General features: G+C 73.9%; 18 protein-coding genes and 1 pseudogene. 12 read left to right on the forward strand and 7 right to left on the reverse strand.

Annotated elements, in window-relative coordinates:
* Positions 1-10 precede the first annotated feature (10 nt).
* The 3 genes from L3i22_RS22255 to L3i22_RS22265 all read right to left on the reverse strand — a co-directional run bounded on the left by L3i22_RS22255 (position 11) and on the right by L3i22_RS22265 (position 2,053).
* Positions 11-199, reverse strand: coding sequence for a DUF1918 domain-containing protein (locus L3i22_RS22255; protein WP_221328880.1), 189 nt, complete (start codon positions 197-199; stop codon positions 11-13).
* The gene (locus L3i22_RS22260; RefSeq protein WP_221328881.1) at positions 196-1,029 is read right to left on the reverse strand and encodes a universal stress protein; all 834 of its coding nucleotides are present in this window, start codon (positions 1,027-1,029) and stop codon (positions 196-198) included. The genes L3i22_RS22255 and L3i22_RS22260 overlap by 4 nt, the downstream gene beginning before the upstream one ends.
* Positions 1,030-1,093: 64 nt before the next feature.
* Positions 1,094-2,053 (reverse strand): universal stress protein, encoded by a 960-nt coding sequence (locus tag L3i22_RS22265; protein WP_221328882.1) that lies wholly within the window; start codon positions 2,051-2,053, stop codon positions 1,094-1,096.
* Positions 2,054-2,177: 124 nt separating this feature from the next.
* Between L3i22_RS22265 and L3i22_RS22270 the strand changes: the two genes are divergently transcribed.
* A complete protein-coding gene (locus L3i22_RS22270; RefSeq protein WP_221328883.1) occupies positions 2,178-2,405 on the forward strand; it encodes a hypothetical protein in 228 nt (75 codons plus the stop codon).
* Between the two features lie 155 nt (positions 2,406-2,560).
* Complete coding sequence (locus L3i22_RS22275; RefSeq protein WP_221328884.1) at positions 2,561-2,704, forward strand: hypothetical protein; 144 nt, start codon at positions 2,561-2,563, stop codon at positions 2,702-2,704.
* Positions 2,705-2,919: 215 nt separating this feature from the next.
* Here L3i22_RS22275 and L3i22_RS22280 read toward each other — a convergent pair whose 3' ends face one another.
* Together L3i22_RS22280 and L3i22_RS22285 are read right to left on the reverse strand one after the other, a co-directional pair.
* Complete coding sequence (locus L3i22_RS22280) at positions 2,920-4,533, reverse strand: ABC transporter permease (RefSeq protein ID WP_221328885.1); 1,614 nt, start codon at positions 4,531-4,533, stop codon at positions 2,920-2,922.
* Positions 4,517-5,437: an ABC transporter ATP-binding protein gene (locus L3i22_RS22285; protein ID WP_221328886.1), complete on the reverse strand. Its 921-nt coding sequence runs from the start codon at positions 5,435-5,437 to the stop codon at positions 4,517-4,519. The genes L3i22_RS22280 and L3i22_RS22285 overlap by 17 nt, the downstream gene beginning before the upstream one ends.
* Positions 5,438-5,544: 107 nt before the next feature.
* On the opposite strand from L3i22_RS22285, the gene L3i22_RS22290 reads away from it, so the two are divergent.
* The 7 genes from L3i22_RS22290 to L3i22_RS22320 all read left to right on the forward strand — a co-directional run bounded on the left by L3i22_RS22290 (position 5,545) and on the right by L3i22_RS22320 (position 10,208).
* Positions 5,545-6,210, forward strand: coding sequence for a hypothetical protein (locus L3i22_RS22290; protein WP_221328887.1), 666 nt, complete (start codon positions 5,545-5,547; stop codon positions 6,208-6,210).
* Complete coding sequence (locus L3i22_RS22295) at positions 6,207-6,638, forward strand: hypothetical protein (RefSeq protein WP_221328888.1); 432 nt, start codon at positions 6,207-6,209, stop codon at positions 6,636-6,638. The genes L3i22_RS22290 and L3i22_RS22295 overlap by 4 nt, the downstream gene beginning before the upstream one ends.
* A gap of 80 nt (positions 6,639-6,718) precedes the next feature.
* On the forward strand, positions 6,719-7,015 hold the full coding sequence (locus tag L3i22_RS22300) for a 2TM domain-containing protein (RefSeq protein ID WP_221328889.1): 297 nt from the start codon (positions 6,719-6,721) through the stop codon (positions 7,013-7,015).
* Positions 7,016-7,362: 347 nt separating this feature from the next.
* A complete protein-coding gene (locus L3i22_RS22305; protein WP_221328890.1) occupies positions 7,363-8,274 on the forward strand; it encodes a universal stress protein in 912 nt (303 codons plus the stop codon).
* A gap of 66 nt (positions 8,275-8,340) precedes the next feature.
* Positions 8,341-8,745 (forward strand): PspC domain-containing protein, encoded by a 405-nt coding sequence (locus L3i22_RS22310; protein WP_221328891.1) that lies wholly within the window; start codon positions 8,341-8,343, stop codon positions 8,743-8,745.
* Between the two features lie 93 nt (positions 8,746-8,838).
* Complete coding sequence (locus L3i22_RS22315; protein WP_221328892.1) at positions 8,839-9,327, forward strand: flavodoxin domain-containing protein; 489 nt, start codon at positions 8,839-8,841, stop codon at positions 9,325-9,327.
* Positions 9,327-10,208, forward strand: a complete 882-nt coding sequence (locus tag L3i22_RS22320; protein WP_255658489.1) for an alpha/beta fold hydrolase — start codon at positions 9,327-9,329, stop codon at positions 10,206-10,208. Before L3i22_RS22315 ends, L3i22_RS22320 begins: the two co-directional genes overlap by 1 nt.
* Here L3i22_RS22320 and L3i22_RS22325 read toward each other — a convergent pair.
* Positions 10,205-12,574 (reverse strand): glycoside hydrolase family 65 protein, encoded by a 2,370-nt coding sequence (locus tag L3i22_RS22325; RefSeq protein ID WP_221328893.1) that lies wholly within the window; start codon positions 12,572-12,574, stop codon positions 10,205-10,207. The two genes, L3i22_RS22320 and L3i22_RS22325, sit on opposite strands and share 4 nt — an antisense overlap.
* Positions 12,575-12,623: 49 nt before the next feature.
* On the opposite strand from L3i22_RS22325, the pseudogene L3i22_RS22330 reads away from it, so the two are divergent.
* Together L3i22_RS22330 and L3i22_RS54630 are read left to right on the forward strand one after the other, a co-directional pair.
* A pseudogene (locus tag L3i22_RS22330) lies at positions 12,624-14,510 on the forward strand (heavy metal translocating P-type ATPase); the annotation flags it as partial.
* Between the two features lie 21 nt (positions 14,511-14,531).
* On the forward strand, positions 14,532-14,966 hold the full coding sequence (locus tag L3i22_RS54630) for a hemerythrin domain-containing protein (RefSeq protein WP_370644546.1): 435 nt from the start codon (positions 14,532-14,534) through the stop codon (positions 14,964-14,966).
* Between the two features lie 7 nt (positions 14,967-14,973).
* Here L3i22_RS54630 and L3i22_RS22335 read toward each other — a convergent pair whose 3' ends face one another.
* The gene (locus tag L3i22_RS22335; RefSeq protein WP_221328895.1) at positions 14,974-15,243 is read right to left on the reverse strand and encodes a metal-sensitive transcriptional regulator; all 270 of its coding nucleotides are present in this window, start codon (positions 15,241-15,243) and stop codon (positions 14,974-14,976) included.
* Between the two features lie 153 nt (positions 15,244-15,396).
* Here L3i22_RS22335 and L3i22_RS22340 point away from each other — a divergent pair, with 153 nt between their 5' ends.
* Positions 15,397-15,708: a hypothetical protein gene (locus tag L3i22_RS22340; protein WP_221328896.1), complete on the forward strand. Its 312-nt coding sequence runs from the start codon at positions 15,397-15,399 to the stop codon at positions 15,706-15,708.
* Positions 15,709-15,723 lie beyond the last annotated feature (15 nt).

The following is a 15,723-nucleotide window of genomic DNA, read 5'->3' on the forward strand; positions in this document are numbered from 1 at the left end:
GCTCCCGGCGTCAGTGCGCCGGCTCGATCCGGGCTCGCGGTCCCGGGTAGATCAGCGTCGTGTGGCCGTTCTCGAGCCACTGCACCCGGTACGGCGGAAGCCCGTCGGCCCGCCCCACCGCGGTGATGATGCCCTCGCGACGGTGCCCGTTCGGGCCTTCCACCTCGATCACGATCCGGTCGCCGACCCGGGCCTTCATGACAGCTCTCCCGACTCGCCGAGGTCGTGCACGATCGCCACCGGGCAGGCCGCGTGCCGCAGCGCGGTACGGCTCACCGCGCCCAGCAACAGACCCCGCACCGAGCCACGGCCACGGCTGCCGACCACCAGCAGCCGGGCCGTGCCACCGGCGGCCACCAGCGCGGCGGCCGGGTTCTCCGGAGGGGCATCGATCTCGACCCGCAGGCCGGGGAACTCGTCGGTCAGTGAGCCGAGCAGTTCGCCGACTGGGTCGTGGTGGTCATCGACCCGTTGCAGGCGGATCACCCGCAGACCGGCCCGGTGCCCGGCCGCCTGCTCGGCGGCGAAGCGCAGCACGGCCGCGGACAGCGGCGAGTCGTCGACTCCGGCGACCACCGGCCCGACGCCGGTCACCTCGCCGTGCACCACCACGACCGGGCAGTGGGCGCGCGCGCCGACCGAAGCGCCGACCGAGCCGACCAGCCCGGCCAGGGCGCTGTGGCCACGGGTGCCCAGCACGATCATCCTGGCCCGGTCGGAGCGGCCGGCCAGCCCGGCCGCCGCGAACGCCTGAACCGTGGTGGCCGAGATCGGGACCGTGGGGTGGGTCTGCCTGGCCGCGGCGACGGCGTGCTCCAGCATGCCGCCGATCACCTCGTCGGCGTAGCCGTCCGGGCGCAGCGCGGGCGCCGGCACCATGCTGGCGGCCGGAGCCCAGACGGGCCACTCGTCCGCGTACACCAGTTCGGCGGCGGCACCGGTGCGGTCCGCCTCGTCCAGCGCCCACGTCAGGGCGGCCCGGGCGGTGGACGATCCGTCGTACCCGATGACGATCTTCTGTCGGTTCATGGTTGCGGGCCTCCTTCCGGTCCCCTTCCATCGGACCCCCGAGGCGGCCGTGCCGAACAGGGCGTCAGGTCCCGCCGGGACGGGCCGGCCGCCCCGTCCGGCGAGGCCGCATGTGGGCCGGCGGCGGGTCCGCGCCGGTGGGCGGTTCCACCGTCCAGCCCGGTGGGATCAGCACCACCGGGCACAGGCCGTGATGCCCGCGCCGGCGACCGTCGGCCGGACCGAGCAGGTCGGTGAGCTCACCACGGCCACCGGTTCCGGCCACCAGCAGGCGGGCCCGCCGGGAAGCCCGGTCCAGGGTGTACGGCACGTCCAGGTCGGGTACGACCAGCGGCCGGACCGCGACCTGCGGCAACTGCCAGGAAAGCGCGGCCAGGGCCGCCGCCAGCGCGTCGGCAACCGCCCTGCGCTGCGGATCCTCGGCTTCGATCGGCAGCGGGTGTCGTCCGGCGCGGCCGGCCGGCCGGCGCCAGGCATGTACCGCGACCAGGTCGGCGCCGGTCTGCGCGGCCTGGGCGAACGCGTACCCGAGCGCGGGTTCTCCCGGCCGTGCCGAGACGCCGACGACGACCGGACCGTGTGCGTCGAAGCGCCCCCGGTGCACCAGCAGCGGACAGTGGCAGATCCGGGCGAGCGCGCGGGCGGTCGAACCCCAGTCCAACCGGTCGAGCTGGCCGTCCCGGTGCCCGATGACGACCAGTTCGGCGTCATGGGAGCACACGGCGAGCACGTCGGCGGGCAGCCCGGCGCTCATCCGGGTCTCCACGGGCGGCCCGGCCCCGGCCGCGGTGGCGTGGGCGGCCGCCTGCGCGAGCAGGCCGCTGCCCTCCGCCTGGCCGTGATGGGGACCTCGGATGCGGAACCGGCCGCGATAACGTCCGGGCCAGGCGTGCACGATGAGCAGGCGGCAACCGCGGCGGGCCGCCTCGGTCGCGGCCAGATCGACGGTCACCGTGCTGGTCAGGGTGCCGTCGACGCCGACCACGACGGTTCGGTGATCTTTCGACGTGAGGGCATTCTCCATGACCGTACGTTATGGAGTCTTCACCGCAGGCCGATACGGCCGGTGGTCCGGCATGCGCGGGCCGATGAGCCCTGACAGCCCGGTGCCGGCCGGTCGACGATGGAGGCAGGGAAGGAGCACGGCCATGATCTACGCCTACCCGCACTTCATGCCGACCGGATCCGGATGGGCCGGCATCGTCATCCCGCTTCTGCTGGCGGTCGCCGTGGCCGGCCTGATGGCCTTCTGGCCGGCGCACCACGACAGCGGCGCCGACCCGGAGCGGAGACCCGGCTCACGGTCCGCCGGTGGCGAGACCGGCATCGGTGAGCACGAGCGGCACCCCCGGACGCCCCAGGCGGCCCATCGCTGAGCGGCAGCCGTCGCCGTCGCTTACGTCGTGGAGGAGGGCCTGCCGATCGACGATCTGCGGCGGGTGGCGGCCTCGGTAGGGGCCGCGGGCCCGGGCGGCCGGTGTCGCGGTGGTCACCGGCGACACCAAGGCGGTCGGACGCGGTGCCGGCCGCGATGCCGGCCCCGGTGCCGGAGGGCGCCGGCGCGGTCCGCATCGGCGAGGTGTACGTGGACGGGCCGGTGGCGGTGCGCACCGCGGTCGGCTCGCGGCGGGTGCTGGACATGCCGCTCGGCGAGCAGCTACCCCGGATCTGCTGAGCCGGCGGGGACCCAGGCGCAAAGGTAGTCGACCGACTTGACCTCGGCGGGTTCCGGTCAGATCGAGGCGCTCGGTGGCGTCGCTTCTGGACACGGTGCATCCCAGGGTTGTTCCTTCGGCAAGCCTGGCATCCACGGGACTGCCGACGGCAGATTCGAAGGAAGGCAGTGCGGCCGACATTCGTCACGTAGCAAGGCTTCCGATGGGCGGGTGCTCACCAGGAGACGCGGCGGCGAGCGGCGACCAGCAGACCGAGCACTGTCCAGGCTGCCAGCACCGCGAGGTGGCCGGCCGCGAACCCGGGACCGGTCACGGCCGGATCGGTGGCGGCCAGCACCGCACGCAGCAGGTGGCGCAGTGGAAGGACGTTCGCGGCGGTGGTGAGCCAGCCCGGTAGCGGCTGGTCGCCGACGACGAAGATCTCCGAGGCGAAGCAGAGCGGCAGGAGCGTGCCGAGCGTGACGGCGATGAGCGAGCGGGCCGCCGGCATGAGCGTGACGATCGCCAGGCCGAGCGCGGCGAAGCAGAGCGAGCCGGCGACGATCGCCAGCAACAGCGCCGGGAGCCGCACCAGGTCCAGCCGGACCCCGAGGAAGCCGACGCCGACCGCGGTGAGCAGGACGGCGGCCAGGGCCGAGACGACCAGCGCGGCGCAGAGCCGCCCGGCGAAGTACCAGCGGAATCGCAACGGAGTGGCCCGCAGCCGTTTGAGGACGCCGGCCGAGCGGGCCGCGACCACCGACTCCGGCAGGTTGACGTACGCGGTGAGCGCCGCCGTATAGGCGATCATTGCGGCGTACAGGTACTGGGCCAGCGCCATCCCGTGTACCCGGCCACCGCCGAACACCGCCGGGAACAGCGCCAGCAGCAGAGCCGGGAAGGCCACCGAGAAGAACACGCCGAGCATGTCACGGCTCTGGCCCAGCAGGGCGTACGCGATCTGCCCGGACAACAGCGCCGGCGCGGACCGGCGCTGCCGGATCGGCGGCGACAGCCGCACCGGCGCCGGTGCGGCCGGCTCGGGGACCGTCCTCGGCGCCCGGACGCCGCGCGGCTGCCAGGCGAACCACCTGCCCGCTACCAGGGCACCGGCCACCGCCCAGACCACGAGCACGGTGAGGTGCCCGGGGGAGAAGCCGTACCCGGGGGTGGGTTCGAAGGTCTCGGCCATGGCCCGCGCGAAGTGCTTCAGCGGCAGCGCCGAGCCGAGCCCCTGCATCCAGCCGGGCAGGGTGACCCCGGCCAGGAAGACGTCCGAGAGGTAGGCCAGGGAGATCAGCAGCCCCTGCGCCAGCGACTGCGCGGCCAGGACGGTACGGGTCAGCGCGGCCAGCGCCAGCCCGAGCGCCGCACAACAGCAGGTGCCCAGCAGCAGGGTGATCAGCATGGCCGGCACCTTGCGCCCGATGATCTGCACGTCGTACGCGAGCACGCCCACCGTGGTCAGCAGCAGCACGGCGAGCCCGGCGGCGAGGACCGCCGCGGCGATCCGGGATGCGAGCACGGTGCGCGCCGCGACCGGGGTGGCCCGCAGGCGCAGCAGCACGCCGCTCTCCCGCAGGCTCGCCGTATCCGCGGCGACCAGCACGAACGACGCCTGGGCGGCGCCGAAGACGGCGAACGGCGAGACCAGGTACTGCACGATCGGGACGCCGTCCTCGGTGCGCTGGTCACCGATGATCGCGGCCAGGATGATCAGGAAGGCGAGCGGGAACACGAGGGTGAAGAACGCCGCGACCGGGTTGCGGGTGAAGGCGAGCACGGCGTGCCCGGTCAGCGCCCACATCGCGGAGCGCGGCCGCGCCCGGCGCTCAGCCAGGACGGTCATCGGGACCCTCCTCCTCGGTGAGTGCGAGGTAGACGTCCTCCAGCGTCGGTGGGCTGACAGCCAGGTCCGGCAGGTCGACCCGGTGCTCGTGGGCCCACCCGGTCAGCCGCCACGTGTCGGCGACCGGATCCCGCGAGGACACCTGGGCCGTCGCGCCGAGTACCTCGAGCGGCGCGCTGAGCGAGGGCATGCCGGCGGCACCGAATTCCGGCGTCCGGGCGAACGTGATCATGGTGGGTAGCTTGCTGCCGGCGCGCAGGTCCTCCGGGGAGCCGGCGGCGAGCAGCCGCCCGGCCCGCATCACGGCGACCCGTTCGGCGAGCCGTTGCGCCTCCTCGAGGTAGTGCGTGGTCAGCAGGATCGTGGTGCCGAGCCGGCGCAGGTCGGCGATCAGCTCCCAGGCGTGGCGGCGGGCGGCCGGGTCGAAGCCGGTCGTCGGCTCGTCGAGAAAGAGCAACTCGGGCGCGCCGGCCAGGCCGAGGGCCAGGTCCAGGCGCCGCCGCTGGCCGCCGGAGAGCCCCTTGACCCGGGTGCTCCGTTTGTCACCGAGCCCGACCAGGGCGATCAGCTCGTCCGGGTCGTGGCCGTGCGGGTACAGCCGGGTCTGGAGCCGGACCAGCTCCCGCACGGTGAACTCCTCCTCGAATCCGGCCGACTGCAGCACCACACCGATCCGGGCGCGGTACGCCGGCCCACCGGTCGCCGGGTCGTGGCCGAGCACGCTCACCGTGCCCGCGTCGCGGGTGCGATATCCCTCCAGGATCTCCACCGTGGTCGTCTTGCCCGCCCCGTTCGGGCCGAGCAGCGCGAAGATCTCTCCGGTGCCCACCGCGAAGCTGACGCCGTCCACGGCCCGCACCGATCCGTATACCCGGGTCAACCCGTCTACCTCGATGGCGGCCATGTCCCCAGCCTTACCCTCCGGCCGGCGCCCGGGGCAGCGCGCAAGGACCTGCCGTGGCGGGTCGTTCGGCCGCTGCCGGCGACGGCGCGCCGATCCACGATGAAGGTATGCGGAACTCGGTTCCCGGCGAGGTCTGGCCGGCGTGGGTGGCGACCGTGACGGTGGCCGAGTTCGCCGGCTTCGCGGTGCCCGCCACGGCTGGGGCGCTCACCGCCTGGTCGGCGGCGCCCGTCGCCGCCGGGACCCTGCTCATGGCCGGTGCGGTGGAGGGCATGCTGCTCGGCTGGGGGCAGGCGGTGGTGCTGCGGCGGGTGCTGTCCGGATTTCCGGTACGGCGCTGGGCCACGGTCACCGCGGCGGCGGCGGTTCTCGCCTATGGAATCGGTCTGCTTCCGTCGAGTTTCGCCGGCGTGTGGCCGCACTGGCCGCTCGCGCTGCTGATCCCGGTCGCCGTGCTGCTCGGCCTGGCCCTGCTCAATTCCGTCGGGGTGGCGCAGTGGACGGTACTGCGCCACCTCGTCCCGCGACCCGGCCGGTGGGTGCTCGCCAGCGCGTGCGGCTGGCTGGCCGGGCTCACGGTCTTTCTGGCCTTCACCATGCCGCTGTGGCACCCGGGCCAGGCGCTCGGCGTGGTGATCCTGATCGGTGTCGCCGGCGGGCTGCTGATGGCGGGCACCATGGCGGCCGTCACCGGGGTGGTGGTGCGTTCCTGGAGCCGGACGAGCCCGACCGAACTCGGGCCGGCTCCACGACCGGGGGGTGTGCGGCGATGAGCGTGCCACCTGTCGTCGTCGGCGTCATCGGTGCGGATCCGGCCGAGACGGCGCTGCGGTACGGCTTCGAGGAGGCCGGCCGGCGCGGTGCCCCGCTGACCGTCGTCGGCGCCGGCCCGGCGTCCGCGGAGGAGGACATGCACCTGATCGACCTGGTGAGCCGGTGGTCCGGGAAGTACCCGGAGGTCGTGGTGAGCCTGACGGCGCGTCGCACCGTGGACGCCGTGATCACGCTGGCCGCCGCGAGCCGCCGGGCCGGGCTGCTGGTGCTGGAGGCCGGAGCGACGCCGCGCACGGCGGCCTCCGTCGCCGCGCTGGCCCGCCGGGCGCACTGCGGGCTGCGGATCGTCGGCGGTCCCGCCGTGGCGCTGACGGCGTGCCGCCTGCGGGGAGGCCGGATGGCCCGGCCCTGCCCGGCCGGCAGGTGACCTGCGGCCCTGCCCGCCCCACCGGTTCCCGGGTGACGGTGGGGGTACGGACCCGCGCCGAGGAGAGAAGGTGGACCACCATGACGACGACGTCCGGTGTCCCGGCCGCGCATCCATCGGGAGACCTGCGCCAGACCGCGCTCACCCGTCTACGGAAACGCCGTGAGCTGCAGGCGCATGTGCTGGCCTACGTGCTGTCGAACCTGTTCCTGGTGACCATCTGGTGGCTGACCACGCCGGATGGCTTCTTCTGGCCGATGTTCCCGCTGTTCGGCTGGGGTATCGGCGTCGCGTTCCACGCCTGGGACGTGCTGGTCGGCCCTGAGCCCTCCGAGGACGCCGTCCGGGCCGAGATGGACCGGCTCAGCAAACCGTGACCGGGCGTGGCCAGGACCAGTACTGCGGACGCGGCGGCTGTTGCCGGCCGCGTCCGGGACTGCTGGTCCGGCGGCCCGCCGCCGCGCCGGGCAGGGCCGAAAGCCCTTGACCGCCCGGCCGGATCGCGGCCTTGTGGGATCGGCCGGTGCCGCGGATAGCCCCGCGTCCGACGGCCACTGCGGCAACCGGGCCGGACGGCCCGCGAACAGGTCCAACAGCACTGTCGCGGACGGTGGATCCGCGATGACATGGAGTCAGGAGCGCCGGTAACGTCGCCGGCGCCCCGGCCTTTTCGGGGCGCCGCGACAGTTCCCGCGCGCACAGGCGGATGGGTCGGGAGGCGGTCATGAGCGACCTCGACAAGTTCAATGTGGAGCAGCAGGCTCGGCAACGAGCCGGTGACCCGCATCGGATATCGCCCTACCACGAGATGATCAACCGATACCTCAGGACCTTCTCGTACGTCGATCCGTATGTCCCGGCACCCGCGAGGACGCCGGTCGCCGCGGCCCGGCCCGCCGCGGACCCGGCCACCGCGGGCACGGTGATCGTCGGCGTGGACGACATGCCCACCAGCCACGTCTCCGTCGATCAGGCGGCGATCGAGGCCGAGCTGCACGGGGCCGCGCTGCTGATCGTGCACGCCGGAGCGCCGCCCCGCGATCCCCGGCTGCTGGAGCACCTCACCGAGCGGGTGCGTTCGTTCGCCCCGTCGGTCCCGGCAACGACTCAGGTCACCGTCGGGATGAGCCCGGCCGAGCTGCTGCTGGCGGCGGCCGGCGCCACCGATCTGATCGTGGTCGGGCACCGGCACGGCCGGGCCCGGGGCGCGCTGCGGCGTAGCGTTGCGGACCACGTGGCGGCCGAGCACACCGGCCCGGTGCTGGTGGTGCGGGAGCCCGGCTGGCCACCGGGGCCGGAGCTGGCCACCCGGCCACTGGTGGTCGGGGCGAACGGCTCCGCCGCCTCCACCCGCGCGTCCGAGTTCGCCGTGCAGGAGGCGAAGGCCCGCGGTTGCGACATCGTGCGGCTGCGCGTCACTAAGGAACCCGTCGAGGAACTGGATCGCACGGATCGGATCGGCGGCGTGACCGTCCGGAGCCGGACCGTGGCCGGGAACCCGGTGAACGAGATCGTTGACGCCTCCAGCCGGGCCGCCGCGGTGGTGCTGGGCCGGTCCGCCGGCCGCGGCCGGCTCAGCTCGGTAGACCGGGCGGTCCTGCACCACGCCCACTGCCCGATCTTCTTCGTCGGCTGAGCGATGCCGGGCCGATGGGCGCCCGCCCACCGGCCCGGCGTTCCTACTCGCTGGAGGTGGCCTGCCATGGTGACGCCGTCGCACAGTGGCCCGCGGACGCTGCGCCGCAGCCGGTCGGATCGGGTGATCGGCGGGGTCTGCGCCGGGCTCGGCCGGTATTTCGACGTCGACCCGGTGCTGCTGCGGATCGTCGCGGTGGCCCTCGCCCTGGCGAGCGGGGCCGGTGCGCTGGCCTACGTCATCGCCTGGATCGTCGTCCCGGACGACGACGGCGGACCGGAACCGGCCGGGCCGAGGCCCCCGGCCGGCCTGCTGACCTGGTATCTCGGTCTGGTGCTGATCGCGCTGGGCGGCGTGCTGCTGCTGCGTCTGTTCGTGCCGTGGCTCGCCTTCGAGATGGTCTGGCCGGCGATCGTCGTCGTCGGCGGGATCCTGGTGCTGATCGCCGCGACCCGGGACCGGCGGCCGTGAGGAGCACCGGGCGGGCCGGTGGCTGAGTGGGGACCTTGTGCCCTGACCGCCGTTGGTGTGGCGGAGCAGGATCGGATCAGGGAGGTGGCTGCGATGGCACGCATTCTCGTGGCCTTTGCCACCAGGAAGGGATCCACTCGCGAGGTGGCCGAGATGGTGGCGACCGTCGCCACCGCGGACGGGGCGGACGTGGTGCTGACGCCGGCCCGGGCCGTCGGTGAACCGCTGGGGCAGTGGGATCTGATCATTCTCGGCGCTCCACTCTATTCCGGACGCTGGCATCCCGACGCCCGCAGGTTCCTGCGGCGGCACCGCGACGAGCTGGGCGCGATACCGGTCGCCGTGTTCGGGATGGGGCCGCGCCGCGACGACGAGGAGGCCTGGCGCAGCAGTTCGGACCAGCTCGGCCGGGCGCTGGCCCGCCGCCCGTGGCTGGTGCCGGTCAGCGTCGGCGTGTTCGGCGGCGCCGACCCGCCGGGCCGGAGGTATCCCCGGCGTGATCTGCGGGACTGGACCGCCATCGCGGAGTGGACCCGCAAGGTGCTGGTGATGACCGGTGACGGGGCGGGGGAGGACCACTGATGGGCACGGCACGCAACGGCGACATCGATATCGCGTACGAGGTGGAAGGCCCAGAGGACGGCGTCCCGCTTCTGTTGATCATGGGGCTGGGACTGTCGATGTCCTTCTGGCCGGAAGGGCTCCGCCGGGAGCTGACCGAGCACGGGTTCCGGGTCGCCCGCTTCGACAACCGTGACGTCGGCTCCTCGACCCGCCTCACCGGGCTGGGCCTGCCGTCGCCATTGGTCTGGGTGACCCGGCGCTGGGACGGGTACTCCCTGGCCGACATGGCCGGCGACGCGCTGGCCGTGCTGGACGACCTGGGCTGGGGCGACGCCCACATAGTGGGGATATCGCTGGGCGGCATGATCGCCCAGACGCTCGCCGGCCGGCATCCGGAGCGGGCGCGCACCCTGACGTCCATCTCGTCCACCCCGGCGGCGCACATCGGCCGCCCGCACCCGAGTGTGCTGCCGGCGCTGATCCCGCTGCCTATGCACGACCGGGACGCGGCGGCCCGGCGGATGGTGCGCATCTTCCGGATCATCGGTTCGCCCGGTTATCCCCGGGACGAGCAGCTCATCGCCGAGGCCGCGCGCCAGAGCTTCGACCAGGGGCATGACGCCAACGGTGTCCGCCGTCAGCTGGCGGCCATCCTGTCGGGCGAGGACCGGCGCCCGCTGCTGCGGGGTCTGCGCATGCCGGTGCTCGTCGTGCACGGCACCGAGGACCCGCTGATCCGGCCGGCCGGCGGACGGGCCACCGCACGGGCGGTCAGCGGCGCCAAACTCGTGGAGTTCACCGGCATGGGGCACGACCTGCCGGACGCGTTGTTCCCGGCCATCGCCGGCGAGATCGCCGACCTGGCCTCGCTGCGTGCCCGGCGCGGCTCCGCCACCTAAGGGATCAGCCGGGTGCGGTGCAGGGGGCTGCGTCCCGGCGGCTGCGCCGGCGTCGCGGTCAGTGGCGTGATCGGCGGGATCGGCCGGGCCACCGGGGCGGCCGTGGTCAGTACCAGCGGCTCGCCGTGATGGGTCAGCTCGAGCTTCGCGTCACCACCGGCCGCGCGCAGCGTGTAGACGGCCTCGGCGGGCCGTACCGTCACGTGCAGCCGCAGCCCGCGCCACAGCATGGCGAAGGCCAGCCGGTCGATACGGCCGGGCAGCCGGGGCGTGAACGAGAGCGTGCCGCCGTGGTCGCGCATCCCGCCGAGCCCGGCAACCAGGGACAGCCACGCCCCGGCCAGTGATGCGATGTGCAGCCCGTCGCGGGTGTTGTGGTGCAGGTCGTACAGATCGGTCAGGACCGCCTCGCCGATGTAGTCGTGCGCCAACTCCAGGTGCCCGACCTCGGCGGCGAGGATCGCCTGGGTGCACGCCGACAGCGAGGAGTCGCGGACGGTGCGGCGCTCGTAGTACGCGAAGTCGCGGGCCTTGTCCGCCAGGCTGAACTCGTCGCCGCACCAGTGCAGCGCCAGCACCAGGTCGGCCTGCTTGACCACCTGGGACCGGTACAGATCCAGGTACGGGAAGTTCAGCATCAGCGGGTAGTCCTCGGCTCCGGTGGCGGCGAAATCCCATTCCCGCATCAGGGTGAACCCGTTCACCTGCGGGTGCACCCCGAGTTGCTCGTCGTACGGGAAACTCATGGCGGCCGCCGCGGCCCGCCAGGCCGCCGCCTCCTCTTCGCCGACCTTGAGCTCGCCGGCCCGATCGGGATGGCGCGCCGCGGCGTCGGCCGCGGCGATCAGGTTCCGCCGCGCCATCAGATTCGTGTACACGTTGTCGTCGGCGACGGCGGTGTACTCGTCCGGGCCGGTGACCCCACCCAGGTGGAAGCGACCGTCGCGGTCGTAGTGACCGAACGAGGCCCACAGCCGGGCGGTCTCCACCAGTAGTTCGAGGCCGACATCCCGGTCGAAGGCAGTGTCGCCGGTGGCCTGCACATAGCGGACCACCGCGTCGGCGATGTCGGCGGCCAGGTGCACCGCGGCGGTGCCGGCCGGCCAGTAACCCGAGCACTCCTGCCCACGGATCGTCCGCCACGGGAAGGCCGCGCCGGCCCAGCCCAGCGTCGCCGCCCGTTCCCGGGCCAGGCCCAGCGTCGCGTGCCGCCAGCGCAGCGCTCCGGAGGCGGCGTCCGGCCGCAGGTAGGTGAGCACCGGCAGTACGTATCGTTCGGTGTCCCAGAAGACGTGCCCGTCGTACCCGGCGCCGGTCAGGCCCTTGGCGGCGATCGGCCGGCGATCGGCCCGCGCCCCGGCCTGCAGCACGTGGAACATCGCGAGCCGGACCGCCTGCTGCACCTCGGCGTCGCCGTCGAGCTCGATGTCGGCACCGTCCCAGAACTCGTCGAGCCACGCCCGCTGCGCGGCGAGCAGGCCGTCCCAACCCTCGAACCGGGCGCCGGCCAGCGCGGCGGCGACCTGGTCGTGCACCGCGGGCCGCGACCGGCGGCTCGACCAGCCGTACGCGATGATTTTGACAAGCCGCAGCCGCTGCCCGGGTGTCAGCCGGCAGGCGATCGTGGTGCGCGCCAGATCCGGTTCCGCCTCGGTGTCGTACCGCAGCCCGGATGGGCCCTGCACCAGATGGTCCATCGCCGCGGCGACACGCAGGCCACTTTCGCGGGTGACGTGCGACAGCACCGCATGGGTGCCGTCGGCGTGGTGCTCCTCGGCGATCAGCGGCGCGCGCAGCACCGCCGACACCCGGGGATCCCGGAGCGGACCGGGCAGCGTCTCGTTCGCGACCAGCTCGGACTGGACGATCACCCGCAGCGGGGTGTCCACCGGAGTCACCTCGTACTCGATCGCGGCTATCGAGCGCTGCGCGAAGGAGACCAGGCGGGTGGAGCGCACCCGGACCGCCCGCCCGGCCGGTGACTCCCACTCCACCTCGCGGCGCAGCACCCCGGCGCGCAGGTCCAGCTCGCGCTCGTGCCGGAGCAGCCGGCCGTCCCGCACGTCGAACGGCTCGTCGTCGACCAGCAGGCGGATCACCTTGCCGTCGGTGACGTTGACGATCGTCTGGCCGGACTCGGGGTAGCCGTACCCCGCCTCGGCGTAGGGCAGCGGCCGTAGTTCGAAGAACGAGTTGAGGTAGGTCCCGGGGGTGGCGTGCGGGTCGCCCTCGTCGAGGTTGCCGCGCAGCCCGAGGTTTCCGTTGGACAGGGCGAACAGCGACTCGGAGCGGGCCAGGATCTCCCGGTCCAGGTACGTCTCGCGCACCCGCCAGGGCTCCACGGTGTACGCCGGATGCCGGATCACGACTCCTAGTCCACCTGATCGGCCGCCCGGCGGACAGGGACTTCCGGCCCTGCCCGCGCGGTCGTCGTTGTCCGACGGTGGAGATGAGCGACGAGAGGGGGACCGGATGCGGTGGTGGTCCCAGCGGCGTGAGCAGGTCCTGTTCGCCGCGACGACGCTGTTGTCGCTGGCCGGGTTGTCGCTGGCCGCGGCCGATGCCCGGGGCCCGGCGGACCGGGTGTGGGCCTCCGCGGCGCTGCTGGGTCTGGCGTACTCGACGGTGACGCTGGTCGCTGCGCTGCGCCGTGGTGAAGCCGGCGTCGACGTGATCGCCTGGCTCGCGCTGGCGGGCGCGCTGTGGGTGGGGGAGGCCGCGGCCGGCGCGGTGATCGCCGTCATGCTGGCCAGCGGGGCGCTGCTGGAGGCCCGCGCCCAGGCCCGGGCCCGCCGCGAACTGAGCGTCCTGGTCGCGCGGGCGCCGCGAACCGCCCGGCGCCAGACCCCGGCCGGCCCGGTGGAGGTGCCGGTGGCCGAGGTGGCCGTCGGTGATCGGCTGGTGGTCGGCGCCGGCGAGATCGTTCCGGTGGACGGGCGTCTGCTGGGGCCGGCCAGCCTGGACGAATCCGCGCTGACCGGGGAGCCGCTGCCGGTCGAGCGGCGGGCCGGTGAGGACGTGCGAAGCGGCGTGGTCAACGCCGGCCAGGCGGTGCGGCTGACGGCCACCGCGACCGCGGCGGCCTCCACGTACGCCGGTGTGGTCCGACTGGTCGAGCAGGCGCAGGCGGGCAGCGCGCCGTTCGTGCGGATGGCCGACCGCTTCGCGGTGGCGTTCGTGCCGCTGACGCTGGTGCTGGCCGGTCTGGCGTGGGCGCTCGCCGGTGACCCGGTGCGAGCGGTGGCGGTGCTGGTGGTGGCCACCCCGTGCCCGCTGCTGCTGGCCGCTCCGATCGCGATCATCTCGGGGATCTCCCGGGCCGCGCGCGGTGGTGTCGTGGTCAAGGGCGGCGGCGCCCTGGAGCGGCTGGCCGCCGGCCGGGTCCTGCTGTTCGACAAGACCGGCACGCTGACCGCGGGCCGGCCGGTGCTCGCCGGCGTGGTCACCCGCGCGGGTGCGACGGTGCCCGCCGACGAGGTACTGCGCCTGGCCGCCAGCGTGGATCAGTGCTCGGCGCACGTGCTCGCCGGGGCGATCGTCACCGCCGCGCGAGACCGGGGACTGCCGCTGTCGGCCGCCGACGCCGTCGAGGAACGTCATGGGTACGGCGTCGAAGGTGTCGTCGACGGCCACCGGATCCGGCTGGGCAAAGCGGCGAACGTCGTGCCCGGCCCGCTGCCGGCCTGGGCCAGGCACGCCCAGCGGCGTGCCGCGCTCGACGGCTCGCTGACGGTGTTCGTGGCGGTCGACGGCGTGCCGGCCGGTGTGCTGGTGCTGGAGGACCGGGTGCGGCCACAGGCGCCGCGCATGGTGCGAGCCCTGCGGGCCGCCGGGATCAGCCGGGTGGTGCTGGTGACCGGCGATCACCCGGACGCGGCCGCGGCCGTCGGGCGCATCGTCGGCGCCGACGCGGTGCACGCCGACTGTGACCCGGCGGACAAGCTGGCCCTGGTCCGCGCCGAGCAGGACCGGGCGCCGACGATCATGGTCGGCGACGGGATCAACGATGCCCCGGCGCTGGCGGCGGCGGGCGTCGGGGTCGCGCTGGCTGCCCGCGGCGCGACCGCCTCGGCGGAGGCCGCCGACGTGGTGCTCACCGTCGACCAGATCGGTGCGCTGGCCGACGCGATCCTCGTCGCCCGGCGCTGCCGCCGGATCGCGGGCTGGGCGGTCGGGGCCGGGATGGGAATGTCGTTGCTGGCGATGGTGGCGGCGGCCGCCGGATACCTGTCGCCGGTCGCCGGGGCGGTACTGCAGGAGGGCATCGACCTCGTGGCGATCGCCGTCGCGCTGACCGCGCTGATCCCGGGGCGGGCGCACACCGTGGCGCTGCCGACCGCGGACGCGGCCATCACCCGGCGGCTGTACACCGAGCACCAGGAGGTGCGGCCGCTGGTCGAGCAGGTGCGCACGGTCGCCGACGCGCTGGACCGGCCGCCGTACGACCTGGGCCCGGTCCGCGGATTGCTGGGCGATCTCGAACTGCGGCTGCTGGCCCACGAGCGTGCCGAGGAGGCGGAGCTGCTGCCGATCATGGCAAGGGCCTTGGGCGGGGCGGAGGCGACCAGCGGGCTCAGCCGCACGCACGCGGAGATCGAACATCAGATCGGCCGGCTGCGCCGTACCGTCGACGACCTGCTCCAGGAGGCGGAGGCCGAGGACGTCACCGACGTGCGGCGGCTGCTCTACGGCCTGTACGCGATTCTGCGCCTGCACAACGCGCAGGAGGAGGAGGCCGCGTTCAGCCTGGTGTCGTGACCGGCCGTCAGGCCAGTGACAGGAACAGCTTCTCCAGCTTGGCCACATCGACGCTGGAGTCTTGACCGTCCTGCTCGGCGGTCACGCACTGGCGCAGGCCGGTAGCAATGATCTTGAAGCCGGCCCGGTCGAGGGCCTTGGACACCGCGGCCAGCTGGGTGACCACGTCGGCGCAGTCGCGCCCGGACTCCAGCATGGCGATGATGCCGCGGATCTGGCCCTCGGCGCGGCGCAGTCGCTTGATCACGTCGGTGAGGGCGGCGCCGTCGATCTCCATCGCCCAAACGTACCCCCGCGGGTATGCGCTCTTCACCAATGGGGTCTCGCGGTGACCGCGGCCCGGGCCTGCCGCGCCGTCCCGGCGGGACCTTCGTCCCTGCTGATCTCGGTCGTTGAGGGGCAGGGTGAGCATTGATGGGAGGTGACCGTCATGCTGGGCCTGATTCTCTACATCTCGCTCATGATGCTCTTCCTCGGCCTGGCCGTCCGGTCCGCGTTCCGGCCCGCCGGGACGAAGACCTCCGGCGCGAGCAGGGAGGAGGCCGGGGCGCCTGGTGGCCCCGAGGCCGGGAACACCGCGGCGGAGCCGGCGAGCCTGGAGGGTGTGCTGGCCGCACAGCTGCTTCGCGGTGAGATCAGCCACGGGCAGTACCAGCATGCGCTGGAGCGGCTGGCCGCCCGCGACGACGTCGAGCGCCCGCTGTCGGTGCCGCGGAATGGCGACTCCGGCGCCGGTACCTGAGGAGCGGCAGGCGGT

This window comes from Actinoplanes sp. L3-i22, from assembly GCF_019704555.1.
In the GTDB taxonomy this organism is placed as follows: Bacteria; Actinomycetota; Actinomycetes; order Mycobacteriales; family Micromonosporaceae; genus Actinoplanes.

Bases quoted from the DNA above. Each gene is read 5' to 3' on its own strand.
- L3i22_RS22255 (WP_221328880.1), bottom strand. From the start codon at position 199: ATGAAGGCCCGGGTCGGCGACCGGATCGTGATCGAGGTGGAAGGCCCG.
- L3i22_RS22260 (WP_221328881.1), bottom strand. From the start codon at position 1,029: ATGAACCGACAGAAGATCGTCATCGGGTACGACGGATCGTCCACCGCC.
- L3i22_RS22265 (WP_221328882.1), bottom strand. From the start codon at position 2,053: ATGGAGAATGCCCTCACGTCGAAAGATCACCGAACCGTCGTGGTCGGC.
- L3i22_RS22270 (WP_221328883.1), top strand. From the start codon at position 2,178: ATGATCTACGCCTACCCGCACTTCATGCCGACCGGATCCGGATGGGCC.
- L3i22_RS22275 (WP_221328884.1), top strand. From the start codon at position 2,561: ATGCCGGCCCCGGTGCCGGAGGGCGCCGGCGCGGTCCGCATCGGCGAG.
- L3i22_RS22280 (WP_221328885.1), bottom strand. From the start codon at position 4,533: ATGACCGTCCTGGCTGAGCGCCGGGCGCGGCCGCGCTCCGCGATGTGG.
- L3i22_RS22285 (WP_221328886.1), bottom strand. From the start codon at position 5,437: ATGGCCGCCATCGAGGTAGACGGGTTGACCCGGGTATACGGATCGGTG.
- L3i22_RS22290 (WP_221328887.1), top strand. From the start codon at position 5,545: ATGCGGAACTCGGTTCCCGGCGAGGTCTGGCCGGCGTGGGTGGCGACC.
- L3i22_RS22295 (WP_221328888.1), top strand. From the start codon at position 6,207: ATGAGCGTGCCACCTGTCGTCGTCGGCGTCATCGGTGCGGATCCGGCC.
- L3i22_RS22300 (WP_221328889.1), top strand. From the start codon at position 6,719: ATGACGACGACGTCCGGTGTCCCGGCCGCGCATCCATCGGGAGACCTG.
- L3i22_RS22305 (WP_221328890.1), top strand. From the start codon at position 7,363: ATGAGCGACCTCGACAAGTTCAATGTGGAGCAGCAGGCTCGGCAACGA.
- L3i22_RS22310 (WP_221328891.1), top strand. From the start codon at position 8,341: ATGGTGACGCCGTCGCACAGTGGCCCGCGGACGCTGCGCCGCAGCCGG.
- L3i22_RS22315 (WP_221328892.1), top strand. From the start codon at position 8,839: ATGGCACGCATTCTCGTGGCCTTTGCCACCAGGAAGGGATCCACTCGC.
- L3i22_RS22320 (WP_255658489.1), top strand. From the start codon at position 9,327: ATGGGCACGGCACGCAACGGCGACATCGATATCGCGTACGAGGTGGAA.
- L3i22_RS22335 (WP_221328895.1), bottom strand. From the start codon at position 15,243: ATGGAGATCGACGGCGCCGCCCTCACCGACGTGATCAAGCGACTGCGC.
- L3i22_RS22340 (WP_221328896.1), top strand. From the start codon at position 15,397: ATGCTGGGCCTGATTCTCTACATCTCGCTCATGATGCTCTTCCTCGGC.